This window comes from Microcoleus sp. Z1_A1, assembly GCF_036700305.1.
GTDB lineage: Bacteria > Cyanobacteriota > Cyanobacteriia > Cyanobacteriales > Microcoleaceae > Microcoleus.
In genome coordinates this window covers 148977-171041 of the sequence record NZ_JAUBOR010000009.1, presented here as the reverse complement: position 1 = coordinate 171041, position 22065 = coordinate 148977, and the positions used below count along the sequence as shown (strand labels likewise).

The window sequence follows — 22065 nt, the reverse complement described above, 5'->3', positions numbered from 1 at the left end:
AGCGCCAGTTCAATAATTAAGATCGGGCGAGTGTACTAGGAACTAAAGGAGTTAATACTATGTCGGGCGATCGCCTGCAAAACATTGTTAACCGCTTGACAGATCGTCTAAAGCGCGATGTATTAGTTGAAAAATCCCTCTACGACATTCGAGAAGTTTTGCAGAGCGATCGCGCGGTGCTTTATCATTTTTACAAACAGTGGCAAGGTCGAGTGACTTACGAGATGTTAAGTGCGATCGAACTCTCAATCTTGGGTTCAACGGGGCCAGACGAATGTTTTAGCGGCGAATACGCTGCTTTGTACGAAGCGGGCAGAGTTAAAGCAATTGCAGATATTGAAGTAGAACCAATTAACCCATGTCACCGAGATTTTCTGCTTAGCCTGAAAGTTCGCGCCAATTTAGTCGTGCCAATTTTAACAAACAAAGGACTGTGGGGGCTGTTAATTGCTCATCAGTGCAGCGGGCCCCGCACTTGGTCGCGATCGGACATTGAATTCATGCAGCAACAAGCACAAAATATGGCAATGTCTCCCACAATTCAAGATAGTTAATATTTAATCCCAGATTCTGCTTGGTGACAGTTGGGGTATCGAGCATAAAATATATATGCGAAAACCGAGACAGAAATATTTACACATATATAATGTTGCAAAGCTTACGGGAAGAGAATTTCAGATTCTATTTTGTGTAATTAATTCTGTCTAACTACTTATCCATCTAACTGTTCCAAACCTTGGTCTCTAGGAATAGTTGGTGGCAAGGAGTTTTCGGATGCTGGGGGAGCGAAACCCAAGAATGATATCTTGAGGAGACACGCCGCGTTGAATCAGTTCTCGATCGATGTAGATTTCGGTACTGTTGTGTTGAATCCAGATTTGATTTTCGATGATATCAAGCTGCATGGCACACCCATAGATGCGATATTCGTCGCGCCATTCGTTGTGCATAACGAGGTATCGATCGCGGGCGAAATCGAATATTAGCTGAGCATTTGCGTCATTTTTAGAAAAGTCTTCGAGAAAGTCACAAACAATTTTGCGGTATTCGTTTAGTCTATCCATTGGTCGATCGCCTCACGAGTTGGATTATAAACAATTAGTCGAATTTCATAACGTTCGATGACAGTTTTTGCGGGTTCAAACCTGAGAAACATTTGGTAGGTATCGGTGGGCACTGCCAGATAGAGTATACGTTCGGGTTCGCTAGAGACTTCGAGGGCAACGCGATAGTTGAGGAATTGACCGAGGGCAGTGTGGAATTCAGAAATGGTGGAGCCACCTACGAAACTTTTGACTTCTACAGCTATTTTACGTCCTTCTTTTTCAGCGGCGATCGCTTCTTCGGCTGCAAGATCGATGTAGACATCAGCAACACCATAGCGTAACTGGTAGGGATCGTGGGTAATCTTCCAGCCATCTTTTTGTAGGGCGATTTTGACCCTGTTGTGGAAGAGATCCTTTGCCATTTTTAGTTTGGGTTCTAATTGGACGTATTCCCCTTAGATAGCATTACGATCGCGTGAGACTTGCTGTCTCCCGATCGTACCGGAATTGATCGAGGGTTCCTTCCTTGATTTTTTCGATCGCCTCCTCAATGACTTCTAGTGGAACGAGGAACCACTCCCTTGGCTGCACTGGTATACCGAAGCGATCCTGTAATTCCAAATCCAATCGAGCACTGGCGAAGAACTTCTGAAGGAGTGCCTCAAGTCGCTTCCGGTTCATATTTGCCAGTTTGAATTTTGCGACGATTTCCACATCTGCTAGTAGATAGGTGGGGTCTTTCTTGGCGTTGGCAATTCGGCTTTTTACGTCTCCTCCGGTGACGCCGATCTTGTGAATAATAGACCGATTCTCCGCAATGAAGGGGTGATCCGATTGGCTCCTGAGCACGTAAATGTACCCAGTTGGTAAGTCGTCTGCTGCTTCAATGTGAGAAAATAGGGGGCCGAAATCTGGGGTGGTGATGCGGCGGCTGGCCTTGTCTTTATTTAAAGCACGCTGGAGCGATCGCAACAGCAAATCGCTCTCGGTGGCATTGTCATAAACCACCCTCAACCGGCAGTCCGATCGACCATAGTCGCTGACAAACGGCTCACCCATATCGACCACCATCACCTTCTGCCCATCAAGGATGAACAAATCACCTTCCTTGACGGCTGCATAGTCTTGATATTTGATGGTTTGCCGTTCCCCCGACTGCAATTGCCGTTGCACTTTGTCAAAGATGGGTTTGAATTCATCAAAGTCCTGACAGGGAGTACGTTGGGCGATTTCCTCGGCTGCTTTGATTTCGCTGCGCGATCGCACATGAGTAAGCTGGGTAACGTCGTTCTCTGAGGCTGCATCGACTCCCAGGGAGGCCAGCAGTGCTTCATCTGTCAGATTGCTTTCTGTGATCGGGCTGGCATCAGTCTCAGCATCTAACAGTCTGCGTGAGTCTAGGGGTTCCAAGACTGCACGACATTCCTCCGATTCTCGCAGGCGATCGAGCCGTACTGCATAAAGCCGCTCGAAGATATCGCGATCTTCCCCATGCTGGGGCAGTCTGCCATATTCTTCCACAAACCGCTCGATCTCCTCAAAGCCTGCGACGATCCGCTCTTCTCTGGCAGAACGCTGGCCGGAGGGTTCGGGGGTCATGTCCATGCCCAATTCACCGAGCAATTCCAAATCATCATCGGTGGTGTACTTAGGCATTAGTTTCCTCCTTCACTTTGCGTTGCAGGAAGGCAACTCCTTCTGCCATCCGTTTTTCCCAGGGATCGACTGCTGTGAGAGAGGGCAACCTGCCTTTTTCTTGCTTGAACCGCAGCGCCCGTTTGGCTAATTCCCGCGCTTCTTCCACGCTAAGGGTTACTCGCTTAGCCGCAATGACTTCTGCCACCTGCTTCAGCCGTTCTTCGCTCATGGACTTAGCCAGAATGGCATAGGCTTCGCCAAAGGGATTGATGCGATCGATCAGATCCATATCGAGGTCTGTTACCGATAGGGCGAACTTCCTCACCCCATCGAGGAGTGAGGTGTTTTTCGCTGCTTCCCCACCACCAGGATTTGTGGCGTACTGCCCACCACTTTCGTTCATGGTTTTTTTAGCTTGTTGGACGAGGGTTAGGGCGGCGATCGCGTGTTGGCGGACGGCTTCTCGATCTTCCGCTTCTAGATTTGGGAACTTCTCTTTGACGATTTTGCCCATGCGAACTTGGGTGAGTTCTTCCGGCACCAGTTCTTCATCAAATAGGCCGCGCTCGATCGTTGGCTTATCTTGGACAAAAGCCGTCACCAGTTCGGTCAAGTCTTCGCGGCAGATGCGTTCGGCTTCCGGGCTCTTGGGTTCGGCTAATCCCTTAATTTCCATTTGAATCAGGCCTCTCTCTGGATTGATGCCTACGTTGCACTTGCCAGGATTGTAACCATCTTCCCCGTAGTCGAAACCCGGTGTTGGTTGATTGTCGGGGCGCTTGGGTTTGAACTCGAAGCGCGGCGCGAGCACCTGCTCCATCAGTAGGCTGGCCGCAATGGCTTTGAGCGTGTCGTTCACTGCCTCGGTGACGGCAGATTCGGCGGCATCCGGCTCGGCAATCAGGTTGGTGAACCGAGCGCGGGTTTTCCCTGGTGCATCGCGGGTGGCGCGACCGATAATCTGAATAATCTCTGTCAAACTGGAGCGGTAGCCGATCGTCAGGGCGTGCTCGCACCAGATCCAATCAAAACCTTCCTTTGCCATGCCGAGGGCGATGATGATGTCCACACGATCGCGATTGTTCTTCTGGGTGGGGTCTTTTAGGGCGGTGGCGACTTTATCCCGTTTGGTGGGGTCGTCGTCTACGAGATCGGCGATTTTGAGGATCGTGCCGTCGGCGGTTTTGACGAGTTGAAATCCCGTGTTGGGATCGGTGCCTTGCCATTCGCCCAGTTCCTCGATGATGTGCTCCACCTCGCGGATCTTGTCCTTCGTACTTTCGCGGGAGTTGACGTTGGGAATGTGCAGGATGGTTTTCTCTTTGGGGTTTAGCACCTGCACGATTTCGTCGGTGTAGCTACCCGCGTAGAAGTAGTAGCCGATGTCGAGTTGCTTCAGGTATTGGTAGCCGTTGAGCTGTTCGTAGTAGGTGTAGGTGACGGTATCGAATCGGGATTCGTCTTCGGGGTGCAACACAGCTTCGGCATCGCCGCGAAAGTAGGAGCCGGTCATGGCTATGATGTGGGTTTTGTCGCGGGCCATGAGTTGGCGCACACGATCGCCCAGCTTGTTGTCTGGGTTGGACGAAACATGATGAAATTCGTCTATGGCGATTAGGCGATCGTCTAAGATTTCGATACCGAATTTGTCCACGGCAAAGCGGAATGTGGCGTGAGTGCAGACCAGAATCTTGGCATTGCTGGCTAGAAACTTCTGCACCGCGCCCACTTTGCCGCCGTCGTTTCCCGGTGCGTCGCAGAGATTCCACTTCGGCTCAACTTGCCAATCGGCCCAAAAGCCAAACTGACTCAGCGGCTCATCGTGGAAGCTGGAGCCGATCGCCTTTTCTGGTACTACGATGATGGCTTGTTTGAGGTTCTGGTTCTCTAGTTTGTCCAAGGCGATGAACATCAATGCCCGACTTTTGCCGGAGGCGGGAGGCGATTTGATCAGGAGGTATTGTTCGCCGCGCTTTTGGTAGGCGCGTTCTTGCATGGGGCGCATACCGAGGGCGTTGGGGCGGGTGGAGGTGCCATCCTGGGCGTAGGTGACGGAAACTGAGGGAATCGCGATCGGTTTGCTCATGGGTGGTAAACTTTGGTTTTGCGATTGACAGGCTGTTCGGTAGCACTTATCGGACATTCATTTTGGTAAGTCAAAGTCTACTGATTAAATCGCCACGCCGAAAGGTTGCAGATAGCTGCTGTAAGGAAATCTCTTGTTCGCCATAAAGATCTTGCAGCGCACGTTGAATATCCTGTACTGAGGCATCGAAATAGGCTTCGCTATTTTGTTCAATCAGATGCTGTGCCGATTGAAAATTCTGATGGCTAATGTCTTTCATCTGAATATTCAAATCAGCAAGAAGCTTGCGTCCCATCTGCATGGCAATAAAGCATGAAGCATAGCGAACAACATCTGGATCGGCAGGATTTGGTCTTTTGCGACGATTTTCTGCAATTCTGTAAAGCTGAACGGCAATTACAACTTGCGATCCGCTCAATTGGTCGGTGAAGATTGCGTCATAAAGTTTTCCGAAATGCTCGCGCGAGAAGAATTTTGCTTGATGAGGCTTTTCTCGCCAAACAGATAGTATGGCTTCAGCAGCTACTCCTGAAGTAATATCTATCGGACGGGTACTAGAATCAGAACGCTTCCGGCGGTAATTGAATCCTAATTGCTGAATATCTATTTCCAGTCTTTGCTGGAGTTCGTCATTAGCGCGTAAATCTTTAAGATCTACTGGATTTTGACTATTAGTAGCATAAGTGATTCTTTGAACTAAACTTTCGTTTTCATGAGGTAATTGATAAAGTCGAAGCAGAACATAAGCTTGGGCATTTTCATGAAGCAAATTGTTGTCACGCAAAGTTTTGAATATGGTCAGACAGGTTTGGCCTCCATTGATAATTTGTAAATTTTCGACACGCACCTGATAATTACCATCTTGCAAAGCGTTGTACGAAAAGTTTTCACAAGTTAGGGTTATCCCATTATTGTAAAAGTAGAAATTGTTCTTCTCATCGCTGGTTAAAGTGTTTCTAATAGCCTCATTGACGCGATTACCTTGCAAGCCTAAGTAACGACGAATATTCCGCTCTAATAATCGTTCACCATGTCGTTCAATTAGTGCTGCGATTTCGGTGACGGAAATTCTGCCAACTAATACTCGGCTAAATTCCATATCTTCAACGATCGCCTTGCCACTTAGTTGCAAAGAATCTTTTACGGGTTTGGAAGCTTGCAGAATTTTGACCAAGCGTTCGTGATTAATATGCTCCCACGTAACTTGACTGCCGAAGCCAGTGCGTTCAATAGCTTCCTGTGCAGACGCATTCCAATTTAGGCCATTGTTACAGGCTAATGCCCGAACCTGTGGGATGTAACCATCCCGAATCAAACTACGAGCTTCTTCGACTTTTGCGAGCAGTCGTTGATTAATATGTTCTAGTCTAGCTGCTGGATTAAATAAGTATTGAATTGCGTTGATTAAACTTTCAATGCCTTCTTGGGGAAAGTTAGAATCTCCTGCTAGCTTGTTTTTGTATTTTGCTTGAAACAAGCTAACTGTAAATTCACCATCATACTCTTCGGAAATGTGCATGGCATCTACGCCAAAGTCACCAGATCCTTCGGTCAGGCACTCGAAAGCGTCGTCATCTTCTAAATCCAAGATGGTTCTAACACATAGGTATACAAATGCGAGGGACTTGATTTTACCTTCATCTTGGATGTGCAATTCTTCGGCGGACTTTTGACGAATATCGTTAACGACTGATGCTAAACGTTGGTCAATGATAGATGCATTAATGTCCATGTACTTATTTACTTAGTATGTTCTCAAGAATTCGCTTCATTCAGTCTAGGCGGGAATATGGTCGGCTTGATTATGAGATAGTTGAGAATTTTTAATTCTTTTGCTGAAGCCAGTTAGTTAAATCGACGATATTCGTAAAACCCTTCAAGTCTAGATTGCACAGCCTCTGCATATTCTTGCAGGGCTACTGGGTGAAATTCATATTTCATTGCTGTGCAAGTTGCCGTATTTGGGCTAAGGCAATATCTCCGGGAATAGTTTGAACTGCGCCGCTATCAATTTCGGCAATGCGTTCTTGAGCTTTCTGCACGCCTTCTAATAAAATATCTCGATCGATTTGTCTTTCCATGCTCTCCACAATTTTGTCAATGAGGATAGCCTTGGCTGCATCTGGTAATGCAGTTGCTTCTGAAATGAGTTGGTCTAGGGTTAGCATTGGCTCGTTTGGCTATAAGAGGCTAGTCTGATTTTAACATTTTGTATTTAACGGGTCATTTTGGTAGCTCGTAGGCGCAAGCCGGGGCGCAGCCATCGCACTTCTCCTCATTTACCTCCTTTAGGTTTGGCAGATTTTTTCGATGATGCCTGCTGACTGGTCATCTTTGTATACAATTCAAACAGTTTTTCGAGGCGTTCGGTGTCGTTTTGAAGTGGCGATCGATGTAGATGCGATCGTGCAGCGACTTCTTTGGAGTAGCGTGGTCTGCGCGGAGGTTGGGGGGCATGGTTTCAGGGTGACTCCCATTTGCTTTTAAGCACTTAAATCCTTGATTCATCAGGGTTTTAAGCTTTGGATCTTCGTTATGTGGATTTGCGTTTAAGCACTTTCATGCCCAAAAAGGGAGGTAACGAGCATAGCGAGTCGAGGTAGAAGCAGAGTCATCTGCTTTGATTAACCCCGCTTCCTTGGTAGCACCAATCACTTGAGAGACCAAGACATTCTTTGACTCGTCAAACCCAAAGCGCTCTCGTAGGGTCTGCTTCGACATCTGTCGGTTGCTGACGTATAGCAGGCAGCAATGCTGATAGCAGGCTCGAATTCGATCGGATTTACTCATGTCAGAAAAATCTTGGTAAGCGAATAGGATGGATATCGTGCGTGTCTCACCGACCCGAAAATCTGGCGCAGGTAGTTGAAAGACCTCTGCCGCACTCACTACTTTGTCAATACCACTACCCTTTTCTTCGCAAATGCCAAAACGACGCATGAGGTCGGCAAGTTGCTCATTGCGCGAACGATATTCGTCAATAAAGCGTTCTACTTGAATGGGTGGGATGCCGGGATTAGAAATTTCAATCCGATCGTTATACATCTCGATCATCACTGAAGCGCCTGTGGCTAGAAACTCCTGATGCACTAGAGCATTAGCAATCAACTCTCTGAGTGCCTGTTTTGGGAACATCTTAATTTCTTCCCGCATGACTTCTTCAATGAATCGATTTTGCGGTGCTGCTGAATGGACGAAATCGACTAAGCCTTCAAAGCCAACTGCATAGCCACGATTGTCTGTCTTATCGTCGCGGGTTTGGAGCTTGTTTATCCCCTCATAAATAACGACACGGGGGGCTTTACGAGCTAAGGCAGAGGAGAAGGCATCCAGCTTTTTCGCCAGAAGAATAGCAGCGAGATTTGTGATTGTCCAACCTTGAGAGGTTTGTTTGATTAAATCTTGACTCTGCAATCGTTCCAAGACCGCATCGCGACTGGTTGGGTAGGGTATGTCTAGCAGCTCAAAGTATGTTTGGGTATCGAGGAGCGCAATGATATCATCAGGGCTGGCATCCGATCGAGCGCATTGGGAAAACCAGTCCTGTTGATCTTCCGCAAAAATGCGTTTGAGCATATCCGGTGTCATTGGCACCAAATCTTCACCCGCCCGCATTAAATATGCACCCTCAAACGTGAATGCTTGCCCTACGGGACGGGTGGGTATTTCAAAAACTAATACCCGACCATTGGAATGGTTTAACTCTGTAACTTCTACCCGAAATCTCAGCTTCTCAACTATTAAAGCTTTAATATCATTAAGAGAAGTTGCAGATGGAAACGCTTGCGTCCCGACTACATTTCGAGGCGGTTTATTGGTGACACCGAAGACGAGATGACCACCACCCTCATTGGCTAAAGCTATGCAGTAACGCAAAAGTTTGGTTGTGTCATATTGCTGTTTAGCTTCCTTAAATTCAAGCCTCTCTGTTTCAGCGGGAGCGAGCAACCATTGCTCTAGATTTTCAAGAGTAACCATATTGTTCTTTGTCGGTTTTGATGGCTAGATTTTACGTTTGGCAGACTTTTTTTGGGGCGTTTGCTGGGTGGTCATTTTGGTGTACAATTCAAACAGTTTTTCCAGGCGTTCGGTGTCGTTTTTGAAGCGGCGACCAATGTAGATTCGTTCGAGGATTTCGTCATTACGATCGTGCGCTTCCCTAACCAGAGGGAATTCGGTATCCATACGATCGCGATCGTACATATCGGCGATCGTGGCTGGGAAATAGTGCTCTCGCGCTAGCAGAATATCTTCGGCGCAGCGGGTGAGGTCGGCTTTGTTTTGCTCGGTGAGAGTGGGGACGGGGAAGGTAAAATATGTGAGGTTAACAGAATACCGATAATCTGTTCGCAGTCTTGCGCTCGTTGTGGCTAGCCACACTGCATGAAGTTTGGATGACATTAAAGAAAAGAGAGAAGGGGAGCTATCATAAACGACAAGAGCACCTTCGCTGACTACAATTCCACGTCTTATGAAAGAAACAGGAAGATACTCCCGCCGTCCTGATGATGTCCTTGGGGCGACGATGGCTTCCTGTTCTTTGTATTTACGGTAGAAAAAACGATGAGGAACGCTGGCTGCTTTCTTAGCATCGCGTCCGGCACTGAGTCGATATTGTTGGCACGCATCAATTCTTGTCGCTATCTGAGGAATTGTTATGGCTTCTTCAACCTCTTCATCTTCAATCCATATACAGAACCTATGAACACCCTTAATGATGTCGGCACCACCAAAAAACTGCTTAATATATTTCGCAGCTTCAGGATGAGAGCGCAATATTTTTTCTCGCTCATCCCAATCAAGGATCAAATAGCCACCATCAATCGCACTACTTCCCAAGGCCATGTCAGGAAGTCCAGAGATAGAAGTCTTTCTTTGTTCCATAACGATTGAGGGACCATCGATCAAATAAGGAGAGATATTCTCAGCCGCCTTTGCAATCTGATCATCAAAGATAACCTTCTTACGAATTCCCACCTTGCCAAAGCCCACAATGACACAAGTTACGCCAGCATTGTCTTTCGCATTATTTCGCCAATCAAAGGATCGATGAGCAAAAAATATTTCCAGTCCCATAGAAAATACGTTTGGCCACAGCAAGGATGCCTGTTCACCCTGACAAATTGAATTTGTAGAAACAAAGGCACATTTGGCATTTTCGTAGTCCATGTATTCTGATGCCCGCTTGAACCAGCAGGCAATATAGTCAAGTCTTTTGACGTTCCCCCACTCGTTTAGAACGTAGTCCATCTCAGAATTCTGTTCTTGATCGCGATCACTGTAGCCTTGGTAGGGCGGATTCCCACAAATATAGGTTTCCCCTCCCTCATTCTCAAAATCAATCTCCGCCACTTCCCGCATCTCGCCAAACAAATCCAAATCCTCGCGCTGCACCTTCACCCCCGTTCCTGTCGGCGGACAAAGACTCAACCAATCCAGCCGCAACGCATTCCCACAGGTAATCCAGTTATCATTTTTGAGCGGCAAAAACTCCGCCAGCGCCAGCTTTGGCCCTCGATACATCACATCACATTGATACTCCGCAATAATCAACGCCAACCGCGCAATCTCACAGGAAAAGTGACGCAATTCAATCCCTCGAAAATTCGTCAGCGGAATCTCAGATTTGCGATCGGGCTCACCCCGAAGACGATTAATCTCCCACTCAATCTCGCGCATTTTCTTATAGGCAATCACCAGAAAATTCCCCGATCCACAAGCCGGATCGAAAACCCGAATTCGCGCTATCCGTTGCCGCAAATTCAGCAGCTTGCGGGCATTCTCCCCCGCTGCCTCCAATTGCTCCCGCAAATCATCCAAAAACAGCGGATTCAACACCTTGAGGATGTTGGGCACACTCGTATAGTGCATCCCCAACGCACCCCGCTCCTCATCATCCGCCACCGCCTGAATCATCGAGCCGAAAATATCGGGATTAATCTTTGTCCAGTCCAGATTGCCAACATGAAGTAAGTACGATCGGGCAATCTTGCTAAAACGCGGCACCGCCACCCCACCCGAAAACAGCCCTCCATTCACATAGGGGAATCTATCTGCCCAATTCCGAATCTTCGCCGCCTCCCGATCCTTAAGCGGCGTACACATCGCCCGAAACATCTCCGACAGCACCTCGTGCGTATTCGAGGAATCACTGGCACTCATTTGTTCGATCGTGGCAGTGAAGAGGGCATTGCTGTGAAAGATATTCGTATCCTCCGCGAAGAAACAGAAGATTAGTCGCGCCATGAAGTGATTTAACGCTTCCCGGCGATCGGCCTTGTCCCACTCCGGGTTCTCCTTCAGCAACTCGACATACAAGCGGTTGAGGCGCCCCGTAGCCTTGATATCAAAGGCGTTCTCACGGATCTGCTTGACTGTCGTAATGCCCGCCAATGGCAGGAAAAAACCAAAATGGTTGTGAAAATCGGGGTAATCGCAAGCGACTATCTCCCCATCAGCGAGGTTTTCCGCCTCAAAACTTTTGCCATCGGTGGCCAGGATAAACTTAACCTTATACCGAGCCGTCGCCGCACTATCTCGCAACGCCGTGAGGGTGTTTGTCACCTCGCCTTCGGGGCAAACCTTCACATGGATATTGTTACGCTGGAGCAAGCCACCGAGATCCGATTGGTTGGAGCCACCGCTTTTGCTTTTGAGCCGCTTGAGAGTCGTCGGCTTGTTACCAAAGGCTTCGAGGAAGGCAAAGGGGAACTCTTCCGAGTCAAAGGGCGCTTCAGCGAGCCTGGAAACTGCTTCTTCGATTTCGACTGCATTCATAGTTCCACCATAGGTAGCTCAGGGGCGGTAGCTCAGAGGTTCCATTATCGCCTCTTAACGCAATTTTGGATTTTACCTTGATTTTCGATTATGGGGGTTGCGATCGCAGCGTTTTGGGGTGGAGGGCGATCGCCTACATCTTTCTTACTCCCCATCAGCATTTCCCTTCATCGAAGGTTAGGTGCTTTAGTGAGAATTAACTAACGGCTACAGCCTCCCCCAAAGGATGCTGCTGCAAAACCGCTTGCAAATACTTCCCAGTATAAGAACGAGGATTTGCCGCCACATCCTCCGGCGTTCCCGCCACAATAATTTCGCCGCCCTTATCTCCCCCTTCAGGCCCCAAATCGATCGCCCAATCGCAGCACCGAATCACATCTAAATTGTGTTCGATTACCAAAATTGAATTACCCTTATCCACCAACCTTTGCAGCACATTTAACAAATGGTGAACATCATAAAACGACAAACCCGTCGTCGGTTCATCAATCAAATAAAGCGTCTTCCCAGTAGCGCGGCGCGACAGTTCCGTTGCCAATTTTACCCGCTGCGCTTCCCCTCCAGAAAGCGTCGGCGCCGGCTGTCCCAACTGAATGTAACCCAAACCCACATCAACCAAAGTTTGCAGTCTGACGCCCGCCCTGGGAATATTTTTAAACATTTCCAAAGATTCCTCGACAGTCATGTTCAAAACATCAGAAATCGACTTGCCTTTGTACTTAACTTGCAGTGTTTCTCGGTTGTACCGTGCACCCTTGCAAACCTCACACTGCACGTAAACATCCGGCAGAAAATTCATCGAAATCACATTTACGCCCTGGCCGCCACAAGCTTCGCACCTTCCCCCTTTCACGTTAAAAGAAAACTGGCCCGCTTTGTAACCTCTTGCCTTCGCTTCAATGCTTTCGGCAAACAAATCCCGAATCACATCAAAGACTCCCGTGTAAGTAGCGGGATTAGAGCGCGGAGTACGACCGATGGGAGATTGATCGATGACAATTACCTTATCAACCACATCATCGAGAGAGCGTTCCCCTTTAGTTTTTAGGGCGTCCATATCGGGTGGTAAAGGCACTTTTTTGGTGATATAGTGTTGCAGCGACGGGTACAACAATTCATTGATTAAAGTTGATTTTCCCGAACCGGAAACGCCTGTCACGCAGACGAGTTTTCCGAGGGGAATTTCTACATCGATATTTTTTAAATTGTTGCGCGTCGCATTTATGATTGAGAGAGCTTTGCCGTTGCCTTTTCTCCTTTCATTAGGGGTTTCAATTACTCGCTTTCCCGACAAATAAGCCCCGGTCAAAGATTCTTCGGCCGCCAGCAAATTTTCTAAACTTCCTTGCGAGATAATTTTGCCGCCGTGTACCCCAGCGCCGGGCCCGATATCGACAATATGGTCGGCCGCTCGCATGGTTTCTTCATCGTGTTCTACGACAATCAAAGTATTGCCTAAATCGCGCAATTTTGTTAAGGTTTGCAGCAGGCGAAAGTTGTCCCTTTGGTGGAGTCCGATGCTGGGTTCGTCCAAAACGTAGAGCACTCCTGTCAAACCAGAACCGATTTGAGTCGCCAGCCGAATTCGCTGGGCTTCTCCGCCAGAAAGCGTCATTGCGGCGCGGTCTAAAGTCAGGTAATCTAACCCGACATCGAGCAAAAATTGCAGCCTTGCTTTGATTTCTCTCAGGGCTAAATCGGATATTTGGAATTGCCGATCGCTCAATCCCAAATTATTTACTCGTTCGCGACATTCGCGAATCGAAATACTGGTTAAATCTACAATTCCGTACTGTCCCAACCGCACCGAAAGCGCCTCGGGTTTCAAGCGTTTGCCCTGACAAACCTCGCAAGAGCGATCGACCCGATATTGTTCCAGCTTCTGCTTAATCAAATCAGAACCAGTATCGTCGTACTGGCGCTGCAACATGGAAATTACGCCATTAAAATCTCTCCTAAAATCAGTGTTGCCGTCGCGCTTTTTACTTTCTCCGCTGCGCTTTTGTTCATTGCCGTACAAAATTACCCGCTGGTGTTCGGGCTTTAATCGATACCAAGGAGTGTCGATATCAAACCCGCAAGTATCAGCAATACTGCAAAGCAAAGAGAGATAATAGGAATTGTCTTTGTCTGACCAAGGCGCGATCGCACAATAAAGAGGTGCTTTCTCATCGGGAACTACCAACTCCGGCGCAAAAGTCCGCAAACTCCCCAAACCGTGGCAGTTCGGACACGCGCCGTAGGGCGAATTAAAAGAAAATAACCTGGGTGAAAGTTCTTCCATTACTGCGCCGTGTTCGGGACAAGCAAAGTTTTCGGAAAATACGATCGGCCCCTGTGGTTCGGAATTTTCATCACTCGGTAACTCTTCAACTATCGCAATTCCCTCAGAATGGCGCAAACAAGTTGCCAGAGAATCAACTAAACGTTCTTCTAAACCGGGTTTTTTAATTAACCGATCGACAACTATCTCGATATTGTGCGTATGATTTTTATCTAATTCGATATTTTCCGAAAGTTCTAAAATTTCTCCGTTAACTTTGACGCGAATAAATCCTTCCGCAGCTAAACTCGACAATAATTTGCGGTGAGTGCCTTTTTTTCCGCGCACAACTGGTGCCAGAAGGTGAAAGCGAGTGCCGTCGGGAAGTGCCATGACTCGATCGCACATTTCATCAATTGTCTGCGGCGCAATGCAGCGATCGCAAATCGGACAGTGCGGTTCGCCGGCTCTGCCGTAGAGTAATCTGAGATAATCGTAAATTTCTGTAACAGTGCCAACAGTCGATCGCGGGTTGTGAGAAGTTGACTTTTGGTCGATCGAAATAGCCGGACTCAAGCCTTCGATCGCGTCCACATCCGGTTTGTCCAACTGTCCCAAAAACTGGCGCGCGTAGGCGCTGAGAGACTCCACGTAGCGGCGCTGTCCCTCGGCAAAAATTGTATCGAAAGCCAGGGAAGACTTACCAGAACCGGAGACGCCAGTAAAAACGATCAGGCGATCGCGCGGCAATTCCAGATCGATATTTTTCAGGTTGTGCTGTCTCGCACCGCGAACCCGAATCGTATTTTGGTTGTGAGAGTGAGAATTCGTCACATTATGCCCGTTGCGGGATGCACTTGGCTGGCTGTTTGAGGTTTCGGCGCGTTGGGACATGAGAGTAGTGCAAAACAGTGCTTAACCATCTTAGCGCTGCCGATCGAATAGCTGGCATCCAAACTCAAGAATATCAAAGAATTGTCAAATAAGTTTCCGTCGGCCCGTCGGGCAAAACCTTCAATCTTTGATTTTTCAAATCCACTTCAATTCCCAGCGCTTCCATCGGAATCACCCCTAAAAGTGGAGTTTTCCCCTCTGGCAATTCCAAACACTCAAAAGTCCCTTCGCGGCCGCACAGAGAAATCTTGGCATCTTGAAAAATCCTCGCCTCACTAATACCCGTGGCTGTTTCCACAACCACTTGCTTGAGAATTTTCAAACCCAATCTGGCGATGACATCTTTAGGCAAACACAAAGTTGTCGCGCCCGTATCCACCAAAACATTTTCTAGAGTAACATACCTGACTTGCTCGATGGGAATCAGACCATCTTCTGCTTTCCCTTCATCCAGCCGATTCGTAATTACTAGGGTTGCGATCACTTTTCCCATTAGGGTTTCCGTAGTTGTTTCCATTACGTTCAGATTATCATAAATTGCTGCTTTAATTTTAGCACATATTTCCACATATTGTAGGGCGATGCACTCCCCCTTCTGCACCGCCCACCTGACGAATAATTCTGGCTAAAATATCAAATTATTGCACACCAATAAATTTGTGAGTTTGCAAAGATAGCCTGTAACTAGGATTTTGTTTCAGCAATTCCAAAATAATTGGAATCGCTGAAGTTTTTGAGTTCCATTCTGGCTGCAAGAAAACCGGAATATTCACATTATTTTCCAAATGCTTGTGATAAAATGCAACTTCTTCGCCAGTGCTAATCACTAACTTAATTTCATTAGCTCTAGTCCAAAAAAGCTCTTGCACCGGATATTTAGGATTGACGTGTTCCTTCGGAGAAAGAGTAATCCAAGCCTGCGGGGAAACATCCTGCCAGTAAGCACCCGAAGTTTCAATACTCACCTGCTTGTCAGCTTCTAACAAAGCTTCAACTAACTCAGGCAAATCCCGGTGTATAAAAGGTTCGCCACCAGTAATGACCACCCTCGGAGACTGCAATTGAGCGAGCAATTGGGCGATCGACTGCGGCACCGATGGCAAACCTTTGCCCCCATTTTCGTAGCCTGTGTCACACCAAGGACACCGCACAGGGCAACCGGCCAATCTGATAAAATCAACTAAAGTCCCCGTCCAGTAACCTTCGCCTTGAACAGTACACTGAAAAGTTTCGTGAATTGGTAATTTTAGTTGTAAATTAGACACCCGAAGTTACGCCTCAAATCAATTAATTACGTTGTTTAGATATAATATTCTTAAATTGTTATTTCTTCGCGGTTTGCAGCAAATAAAAACAGTTCTGAACGCATAAACGGGGTTTATGAAAAAAAATATCCGTTTTATCTCAGAAGCTTCACTCAGAAATCGGGTTTCTTCATAGCTTTTGTATAAATCCTTAGAAATCCACCACAAACCGCAAATAACTCTTTAATTATTCTGTTCAGGTTCCATCAGAGTAGCCCAACGGCGCTTCAGGGCCAAAGTCAGCCCGTCAGCAATGGGGACAACACTGAGAGTAACTCTGGGATCGTTACGCAATTTGTCGTTGAAACTACGAATGGCGAGGGTGCTTTCGTCTTGTACTTGAGGATCGGCAACTCGTCCAGACCACAGAACATTGTCAATTACAATTAAACCGCCATTTCGTACAAGTTGCAGCGATCGCTCAAAATAAGCCTCATAATTTTCTTTATCGGCGTCGATGAAGGCAAAATCAAAGGTTCCAGCTTGTCCCTCGGCTATTAGTTTGTCGAGAGTATTTATTGCTGGGCCCAACTGCAAAGAAATCTTATTAGCCACGCCTGCTGCTTCCCAATAGCGTCGTGCGATCGTAGTATATTCCTCGCTGACATCGCAGGCAATAATTTGACCGTTAGGAGGAAGTGCTAAAGCTACGCACAGCGCACTATAACCAGTAAAAACGCCAATTTCTAAGGTTTTGGTCGCTCCCATAAGCTGCACCATGAGCTCCATAAACTGACCTTGTTCGGGAGCAATCTGCATCATCCCCATAGGATGTTTAGCCGTTTCTTCCCGTAGTGAAGCGAGAATATCTGGCTCCCGCAGAGAAATAGATAACAGATAATCGTAAAGTTGATGTTCTAGGCCAAGAGTTGAGTTCGCCATTGGTTTGTCCTTGCTGCTCACTTTTGATTTTAGATTTTAGACGCCCTGTTAATGGAAATCGGAGAATGTAGAGTTAATTTAGGCATCTATTTTGCTGTGGCTGAGGGCAGGTTGCAGTATCAGTGTCTCGGTTACACAGAGGCAACTTGCAAAACGCGCGCTCTACTTCCAAATCAGTTTATCTCAGCCACAGGTGATTTCGCAGCTCTAGAAAATAAAAATAGATAGAGGGGAGCGTTTTGAGATTCCTGCTTTTCTAGCACTAGCACCGCGTAACGCCGTTAGCGATACCAGTTCAAAAAATGAATGCAACTGTAGACAAGCTGGAAACCCATACATAATCAACTATTCCCCATCTCAAATCTCAAATCTCAAATGGTATGAGTTGGGGAGAATGTGATTTCATCCTGATTACTAAGGAATGAGAGTTAAATAACTTCCACTCTTGAAAGTGGGATGGGCGTCCCGCCCGTCATGAGTGGACGGGCGGGACGCCCATCCCACAATAACAACTAAAATTGTAAGTTATTTAATTCGCGATCCTAACTAGATGAACTGCGAAAAACATAAGTATGTCATTGCCAGTGAAATGAAGCAATCCCAAAGGTTGTGATTTGTTTACATTTTGTTACATTTTCAAGTTTGTTTGTGTCGCTCTACTTAATCGCCAATGAGTAATTATTGAGGACTTATATCATGTCCGATCGATTATCCCTAATACCGTAGGGGCGGGTTCACGAACAATATCTGCCAATAATTGACAATCTCAAAAACCCGCCCTTTTAATCGCTCCCAAACCAACAAACCGTTTCCTTTAACTATTATGGATTGGTTCAATCCCGTGTATGTTCTTGGAACAAACCAGGCGTTTGGAAACCCTTGTGTCCCAGAGTATTACTAATCACTAATAAACTGGGTTCAATAGGACGATTTCTTAACTGTCACAGCTTATTCCTCCACACCTAAACAACATACCCACAATCAAAACAACATTCCACGATTGAGGTAGAGCAAGTATTTGTGGGAAAAAACAGGTTTTTCGCCACTCTTGCCCTGCATTGTTACTCATAACTAATGAACCGGGATTAATAGGACGCTCACTTAACTGTCACAGTTTATTCCTCCATACCTAAACCACCTACCCACAATCAAAACAACATTCCACCAAGGCATCGCTATGTATTACACTTTCGCAGGTTTTGGTGCCGCCACAGGCATATTTTTGCTGCTAGTTTTTGCCATTCTGCAATGGCTGCACGTCTCCGCCGGCAGTTTTATTGATTGGGTAATTGCCATTGCTATTTTTGAATGGCTGTTGCTGATAGTTACAGTTCCCTGGAATATCCATTTTGAAGCTAAAGAAGTTTTAGCGCAAGCCGCAGAATCGACTAAAAAAAACATTGCTGTCGATCGGGAACAACTCCAATACGTTACTGTATTAGTTAGCCGATCGCTCTTTGTGGCGATCGCACTTCACCTGTTTAGCGCGATCGCACTTTACGCCCTAGCCGCCGCCGGAATTAGTGCTATTGGCTATCTCAGTTCCGCTGCTGCACTGCTGTTAACTGTACTGCGTCCAGCTATCCGAGGTTATCAGTATTTAGCCCAGCGGCTGACAAGTATTCGCCGCCAATTTTTGCACCCCCGCGAAGATATTGTCGAACTCCGCAGCCGCTTTGCACAATTAGAATCTACAGTTAGAGACTTGACCGATCAATTAAGTTCCGACAATCCGAATTCGTGGGTGGCTGTCCAAAATCGGGAACGGGAAGCTATCAGAAGAGAACTAACTACTGTATCCGCATCTCTACAATCTTTGCAAGCGACAAATCAGGCAGAGCACACTAAACTGAGAAGAGATGCAGAAAGTGCGATCGCCCAACTCACCGATGACGGACAATTTCTCAACCACGTCCGCGAAATCATCCGCTTCTTTAAAGAATCGTAAAGTCTGTTGATAGTTGATAGTTGACAGTTGACAGTTGTCTGTTGACTGTTGTCATTAGTTACCAATGCCCGATGCCCGATGCCCAATTGAAAATTCCCTATCTTTAGATAGATGCCAAATAGTTGCAGATAGTTAAAGTTTTAATAAAAACACAATTTAGTCAGTCTTCAGGAAGATGCAATAAAGGTATTTTCCCTAACAGCAATTTTTCGCAAACTATAACCAAAGATAGTTTGTGAATGAGCTAGCTTGGGATTAATATTTAAACATAAGCCAAAGACCTTTTTTGAAAAGATAACTCAGGAATAAATCATGACTAATCGCCAACCAATACCCCCCAAAGAAGAAGTTAGCAAATCAACACCGGCCGACGAACAAATCGAAGCCAATATGGAAGCCCCCCACTACGACAGGGGCATTACTCCTGCGGAGACAGCAGCGCGGCAAGAACGGGAAGGCGCTAACTTCATGCACACAACCACCGAAGCGAAGCAGAAAAGTGCAAAAACTGATGACCAAACCGATGACGAAAGCATTCACACTACAGATGGTTATACAGTAGACAAAGAAGGTCTAGTTAACAATTACGCGATCGAACCGGAAATGTACATCAACGAACCGGGCGATTTGAGAGCAAAAGAAGAAGCCGAAGCCGCAGAACGCGCTCGAATTCTCGCAGAAATCAAAGATAAAAAAGGCGAGGAAGGAAAACTGACAATGGATGCAGACACCCGTGGCAAAGGGCCGGGCATTATCTAGATTGTGTGGTTGGTAGTTGCGTTTCAGCGCGCGAGGTTGCAACTACTGCAAAGCACAGAGGCGGGTTTTTATAGTTCCGGCAATTATCGATCGATATTTCCGGTAAAACCCGCCCCTATTTTGTTTTCCACATCTGTTTTTTGAGTTGAGATGTTACATCTTACATCTTGCACCAATCTCAATAATCCTTTTTTGGGCGGGCAGGATGCCCAACCCCTACTCCCCACAAGAAAACTCATTTTTTGTGGAACAGGCATCTTGCCTGTTCTTCAGAATGGTGCAAGATGTGAGTTACATCGTACATCTCTCAATTACCCTCTCAATCGGCCAGTTTTCACACCCAGCGCAAAAACCCCTTAAAATTCCTCAAGCTTTAACATTTTCCCTCAGCCAATTAAACTTAGCCTCAGCTAGCGCCAAATTTTCCAGAACGTTAGGATTGATATCCTCGCGTTCAAATTCTGGTTGATCTAATTCAATATTGCGACCATATTCTATATGTCGGATCGTACCGCGCATCCTGTCTGCCAGACACAGTGAAATTCCATAATAAAACCGGGAAGCAAAGCCCATATCGTTTTGAAGTTTGATGACTAACTGCCGCCTAGGAATTGCCAGCAAGTGAGTTTCTTCTATTGCCTTTACCGTTGCTAAAGGAGGGCGAGCGTCAATGAAAGAGACTTCTCCCACCAGTTCTCCGCTGGCTATTTTAGCGAGTTCTCTAGTCCGCTCAGCCTCGATTAAAACGCTCAAACTCCCCTTCAAAACAATGTAGAGCGCATCTATCTGCCTCCCTTCATGGATCAAAATCCCCCCCGGATCTAGAACTTCCTTTTTGCCTTTTTGAACGATCCAGTTGATATCGTCATTATTTAACTGGCTCAAAATAAAAAGTGCTTTTTTTCTGCTGCTGTCGGCCATAAGTTTTAGCTCTCGATCGCTTCTTCTTTATATAAAATTTAGATGGCGTGCGATCGCAACTTCTTCCGAAGCAGTCCTCGCTCAATAGAGTTTTTTTTATCCTGCCTAACTTCCTCGCAAAACCCCTATCGGGCAGGCTTTGCCAATAGCAGATAAATCATGCTCAAGCATGATCTCTCAATACTAGCATTTGTTAAACAATCTTTTTTAATTCGATCGACCTCCCTAACCTCCCGCGAAATTCGCGTCTCAAAAGCAATTGGGTTCACCCGCCCAGCTTTGCTGCGGGATGGGGCGCGGCAGACAATGCTCCGCGCCCAGTCTTGCTCACTAAATCGATCGCAAATCAGGATAGCCGGCCAACATATCGTCAGCAGTCAGAGTGTCCCCGTTGGCTTGAGGAGTCCACAGCACCTCAACCGCCAGCAACTGCTCGCTCGATACTCCCCCAATCTGGCGCAAAGCTTGGCGCAAATCTTCAGAGTTTTTCACTGCTGGCAATTGCAATTTACCTTGAGTACCGACAATCACCGTCACCACAATAAATTCCCCAGGCTCTGAATTCAAATCAGAAGCAACCAGCGCCCCATTTTCCTGCAAACCTGGCAGGATATTGCTGCTCCCTGCTTGGCGGAGCTGATTGTTATAATTCGAGAGCGTTTCTTCAGTAAATTTACTGCGTTCTGCCAAAGAAAATTGATTAAACTTAGCTTCGGCTGCTTCCAAGCGAGTTTGCACAGATTCAGCGCCCGCGTAAACCCAGTATTCAGGATGCCGCAACAGCGCCAGAGTAGATTCTTGCAGCACTTGAGCGCGACCGGCTGCTGTATCGGTATCCGCTTTTTGCGCGAGGGCGTCGAGTTCAGCTTGCAAACCGCGGGCCTCTGCTAGCAAACCAACTTGCAAGCGGGCGACAGATACGGTGGTAGTGGCGGCGCTGTTGCCGAGTTCGTCAGTTCCGCCCCCGGCGCGGCGGAAGCTTTGGACGAGGAAATTAGCGATCGAAATAAAAATCAAAATCGAGAACAGGCCGCCAAACCCGCCCCCAAAGCCAAAAAACGGCAGCAAGAACGGGAAACCAAAGCCACCTCCAAAGCCACCACCCGGATAGTAGCCCCCTCCCGACGGCGCGTAAGTGCGACTAGGAGACGAGTAACTGCGCGCCGGAGCACTAAAAGATCCGCCCCCGATGCGTCCTCCGCTGCGGGCAGCCAGAGCTCCATCAGCGTTACCGAGGGCTAGCGTCAGTACCAGACCGATCGCAAATAGTGATTTCAAAAGCGGTTTCATCTTTGAAATTAGTTGCTTGTACATAAGACCGTTACTATTCGATACATTTATAATTTACAGTCTATCCTCGCGAATGGGCAGCCTGGTTATAGGTATGAAGCCAGCGAGATATCCGTACCAACCGATCCAACCACAGTTAGGCCTGAGTCTGCAAACGAGAAAAGCTAGAAAGGACTGGCATTCCTGACTGCGAACAAAGGACATCGCGGGTTTTACAGAAGTTTACTTATGTAAAGGGCGATCGGCCAACAATAAGC

General features: G+C 47.0%; 18 protein-coding genes. 4 read left to right on the top strand and 14 right to left on the bottom strand.

What is annotated here, in order from left to right:
- The first annotated feature begins 59 nt into the window (after positions 1–59).
- Positions 60–554, top strand: a complete 495-nt coding sequence (locus tag QT973_RS08600; protein WP_333053270.1) for a GAF domain-containing protein — start codon at positions 60–62, stop codon at positions 552–554.
- A 189-nt stretch (positions 555–743) separates the two neighbouring features.
- On the opposite strand, the gene QT973_RS08595 is transcribed toward QT973_RS08600, so the two are convergent.
- From QT973_RS08595 to QT973_RS08570, 6 genes are all read right to left on the bottom strand, one after another.
- Positions 744–1064: a XisI protein gene (locus QT973_RS08595; protein WP_333053271.1), complete on the bottom strand. Its 321-nt coding sequence runs from the start codon at positions 1062–1064 to the stop codon at positions 744–746.
- Positions 1052–1468, bottom strand: coding sequence for a XisH family protein (locus tag QT973_RS08590; protein WP_333262887.1), 417 nt, complete (start codon positions 1466–1468; stop codon positions 1052–1054). The genes QT973_RS08595 and QT973_RS08590 overlap by 13 nt, the downstream gene beginning before the upstream one ends.
- 43 nt (positions 1469–1511) lie before the next feature.
- Positions 1512–2702: a GIY-YIG nuclease family protein gene (locus QT973_RS08585; protein WP_333208336.1), complete on the bottom strand. Its 1191-nt coding sequence runs from the start codon at positions 2700–2702 to the stop codon at positions 1512–1514.
- A complete protein-coding gene (locus tag QT973_RS08580) occupies positions 2695–4827 on the bottom strand; it encodes a DEAD/DEAH box helicase (protein ID WP_333053274.1) in 2133 nt (710 codons plus the stop codon). The genes QT973_RS08585 and QT973_RS08580 overlap by 8 nt, the downstream gene beginning before the upstream one ends.
- Positions 4828–4840: 13 nt before the next feature.
- Positions 4841–6502 (bottom strand): AIPR family protein, encoded by a 1662-nt coding sequence (locus QT973_RS08575; RefSeq protein WP_333107679.1) that lies wholly within the window; start codon positions 6500–6502, stop codon positions 4841–4843.
- Between the two features lie 205 nt (positions 6503–6707).
- On the bottom strand, positions 6708–6938 hold the full coding sequence (locus QT973_RS08570; protein WP_333053276.1) for an addiction module protein: 231 nt from the start codon (positions 6936–6938) through the stop codon (positions 6708–6710).
- Positions 6939–7080: 142 nt separating this feature from the next.
- Between QT973_RS08570 and QT973_RS08565 the strand changes: the two genes are divergently transcribed.
- The gene (locus QT973_RS08565; RefSeq protein WP_333391179.1) at positions 7081–7257 is read left to right on the top strand and encodes a hypothetical protein; all 177 of its coding nucleotides are present in this window, start codon (positions 7081–7083) and stop codon (positions 7255–7257) included.
- A gap of 72 nt (positions 7258–7329) precedes the next feature.
- Here QT973_RS08565 and QT973_RS08560 read toward each other — a convergent pair whose 3' ends face one another.
- From QT973_RS08560 to QT973_RS08535, 6 genes are all read right to left on the bottom strand, one after another.
- The gene (locus QT973_RS08560) at positions 7330–8748 is read right to left on the bottom strand and encodes an ATP-binding protein (RefSeq protein WP_333391178.1); all 1419 of its coding nucleotides are present in this window, start codon (positions 8746–8748) and stop codon (positions 7330–7332) included.
- Positions 8749–8772: 24 nt separating this feature from the next.
- Positions 8773–11547, bottom strand: a complete 2775-nt coding sequence (locus tag QT973_RS08555) for a DNA methyltransferase (RefSeq protein WP_333391176.1) — start codon at positions 11545–11547, stop codon at positions 8773–8775.
- 196 nt (positions 11548–11743) lie between these two features.
- A complete protein-coding gene (gene uvrA, locus QT973_RS08550; RefSeq protein ID WP_333208341.1) occupies positions 11744–14704 on the bottom strand; it encodes an excinuclease ABC subunit UvrA in 2961 nt (986 codons plus the stop codon).
- Positions 14705–14777: 73 nt separating this feature from the next.
- Entirely contained in the window at positions 14778–15221 is a 444-nt protein-coding gene (locus QT973_RS08545; RefSeq protein WP_333391184.1) for a retroviral-like aspartic protease family protein, read from the bottom strand.
- Between the two features lie 121 nt (positions 15222–15342).
- Entirely contained in the window at positions 15343–15969 is a 627-nt protein-coding gene (locus QT973_RS08540; RefSeq protein WP_333391172.1) for a 7-carboxy-7-deazaguanine synthase QueE, read from the bottom strand.
- Positions 15970–16191: 222 nt separating this feature from the next.
- A complete protein-coding gene (locus QT973_RS08535) occupies positions 16192–16890 on the bottom strand; it encodes a class I SAM-dependent methyltransferase (protein ID WP_333053282.1) in 699 nt (232 codons plus the stop codon).
- A 1177-nt stretch (positions 16891–18067) separates the two neighbouring features.
- On the opposite strand from QT973_RS08535, the gene QT973_RS08530 reads away from it, so the two are divergent.
- Positions 18068–18838: a hypothetical protein gene (locus tag QT973_RS08530; protein ID WP_333053283.1), complete on the top strand. Its 771-nt coding sequence runs from the start codon at positions 18068–18070 to the stop codon at positions 18836–18838.
- A gap of 312 nt (positions 18839–19150) precedes the next feature.
- Positions 19151–19597, top strand: a complete 447-nt coding sequence (locus QT973_RS08525) for a hypothetical protein (protein ID WP_333053284.1) — start codon at positions 19151–19153, stop codon at positions 19595–19597.
- Between the two features lie 366 nt (positions 19598–19963).
- On the opposite strand, the gene QT973_RS08520 is transcribed toward QT973_RS08525, so the two are convergent.
- Both QT973_RS08520 and QT973_RS08515 read right to left on the bottom strand, forming a co-directional pair.
- Positions 19964–20518, bottom strand: a complete 555-nt coding sequence (locus tag QT973_RS08520; protein ID WP_333053285.1) for a cyclic nucleotide-binding domain-containing protein — start codon at positions 20516–20518, stop codon at positions 19964–19966.
- Positions 20519–20848: 330 nt separating this feature from the next.
- Positions 20849–21832 (bottom strand): DUF1517 domain-containing protein, encoded by a 984-nt coding sequence (locus QT973_RS08515; protein ID WP_333053286.1) that lies wholly within the window; start codon positions 21830–21832, stop codon positions 20849–20851.
- Positions 21833–22065: the final 233 nt, after the last annotated feature.

Excerpts from the sequence above, each read along its gene's own strand:
- uvrA (WP_333208341.1), bottom strand. The coding sequence starts at position 14,704 with ATGTCCCAACGCGCCGAAACCTCAAACAGCCAGCCAAGTGCATCCCGC.
- QT973_RS08545 (WP_333391184.1), bottom strand. The coding sequence starts at position 15,221 with ATGGAAACAACTACGGAAACCCTAATGGGAAAAGTGATCGCAACCCTA.
- QT973_RS08580 (WP_333053274.1), bottom strand. The coding sequence starts at position 4,827 with ATGTCCGATAAGTGCTACCGAACAGCCTGTCAATCGCAAAACCAAAGT.
- QT973_RS08565 (WP_333391179.1), top strand. The coding sequence starts at position 7,081 with ATGATGCCTGCTGACTGGTCATCTTTGTATACAATTCAAACAGTTTTT.
- QT973_RS08595 (WP_333053271.1), bottom strand. The coding sequence starts at position 1,064 with ATGGATAGACTAAACGAATACCGCAAAATTGTTTGTGACTTTCTCGAA.
- QT973_RS08590 (WP_333262887.1), bottom strand. The coding sequence starts at position 1,468 with ATGGCAAAGGATCTCTTCCACAACAGGGTCAAAATCGCCCTACAAAAA.
- QT973_RS08530 (WP_333053283.1), top strand. The coding sequence starts at position 18,068 with ATGTATTACACTTTCGCAGGTTTTGGTGCCGCCACAGGCATATTTTTG.
- QT973_RS08555 (WP_333391176.1), bottom strand. The coding sequence starts at position 11,547 with ATGAATGCAGTCGAAATCGAAGAAGCAGTTTCCAGGCTCGCTGAAGCG.
- QT973_RS08585 (WP_333208336.1), bottom strand. The coding sequence starts at position 2,702 with ATGCCTAAGTACACCACCGATGATGATTTGGAATTGCTCGGTGAATTG.
- QT973_RS08575 (WP_333107679.1), bottom strand. The coding sequence starts at position 6,502 with ATGGACATTAATGCATCTATCATTGACCAACGTTTAGCATCAGTCGTT.
- QT973_RS08560 (WP_333391178.1), bottom strand. The coding sequence starts at position 8,748 with ATGGTTACTCTTGAAAATCTAGAGCAATGGTTGCTCGCTCCCGCTGAA.
- QT973_RS08600 (WP_333053270.1), top strand. The coding sequence starts at position 60 with ATGTCGGGCGATCGCCTGCAAAACATTGTTAACCGCTTGACAGATCGT.
- QT973_RS08515 (WP_333053286.1), bottom strand. The coding sequence starts at position 21,832 with ATGTACAAGCAACTAATTTCAAAGATGAAACCGCTTTTGAAATCACTA.
- QT973_RS08525 (WP_333053284.1), top strand. The coding sequence starts at position 19,151 with ATGACTAATCGCCAACCAATACCCCCCAAAGAAGAAGTTAGCAAATCA.
- QT973_RS08535 (WP_333053282.1), bottom strand. The coding sequence starts at position 16,890 with ATGGCGAACTCAACTCTTGGCCTAGAACATCAACTTTACGATTATCTG.
- QT973_RS08520 (WP_333053285.1), bottom strand. The coding sequence starts at position 20,518 with ATGGCCGACAGCAGCAGAAAAAAAGCACTTTTTATTTTGAGCCAGTTA.
- QT973_RS08570 (WP_333053276.1), bottom strand. The coding sequence starts at position 6,938 with ATGCTAACCCTAGACCAACTCATTTCAGAAGCAACTGCATTACCAGAT.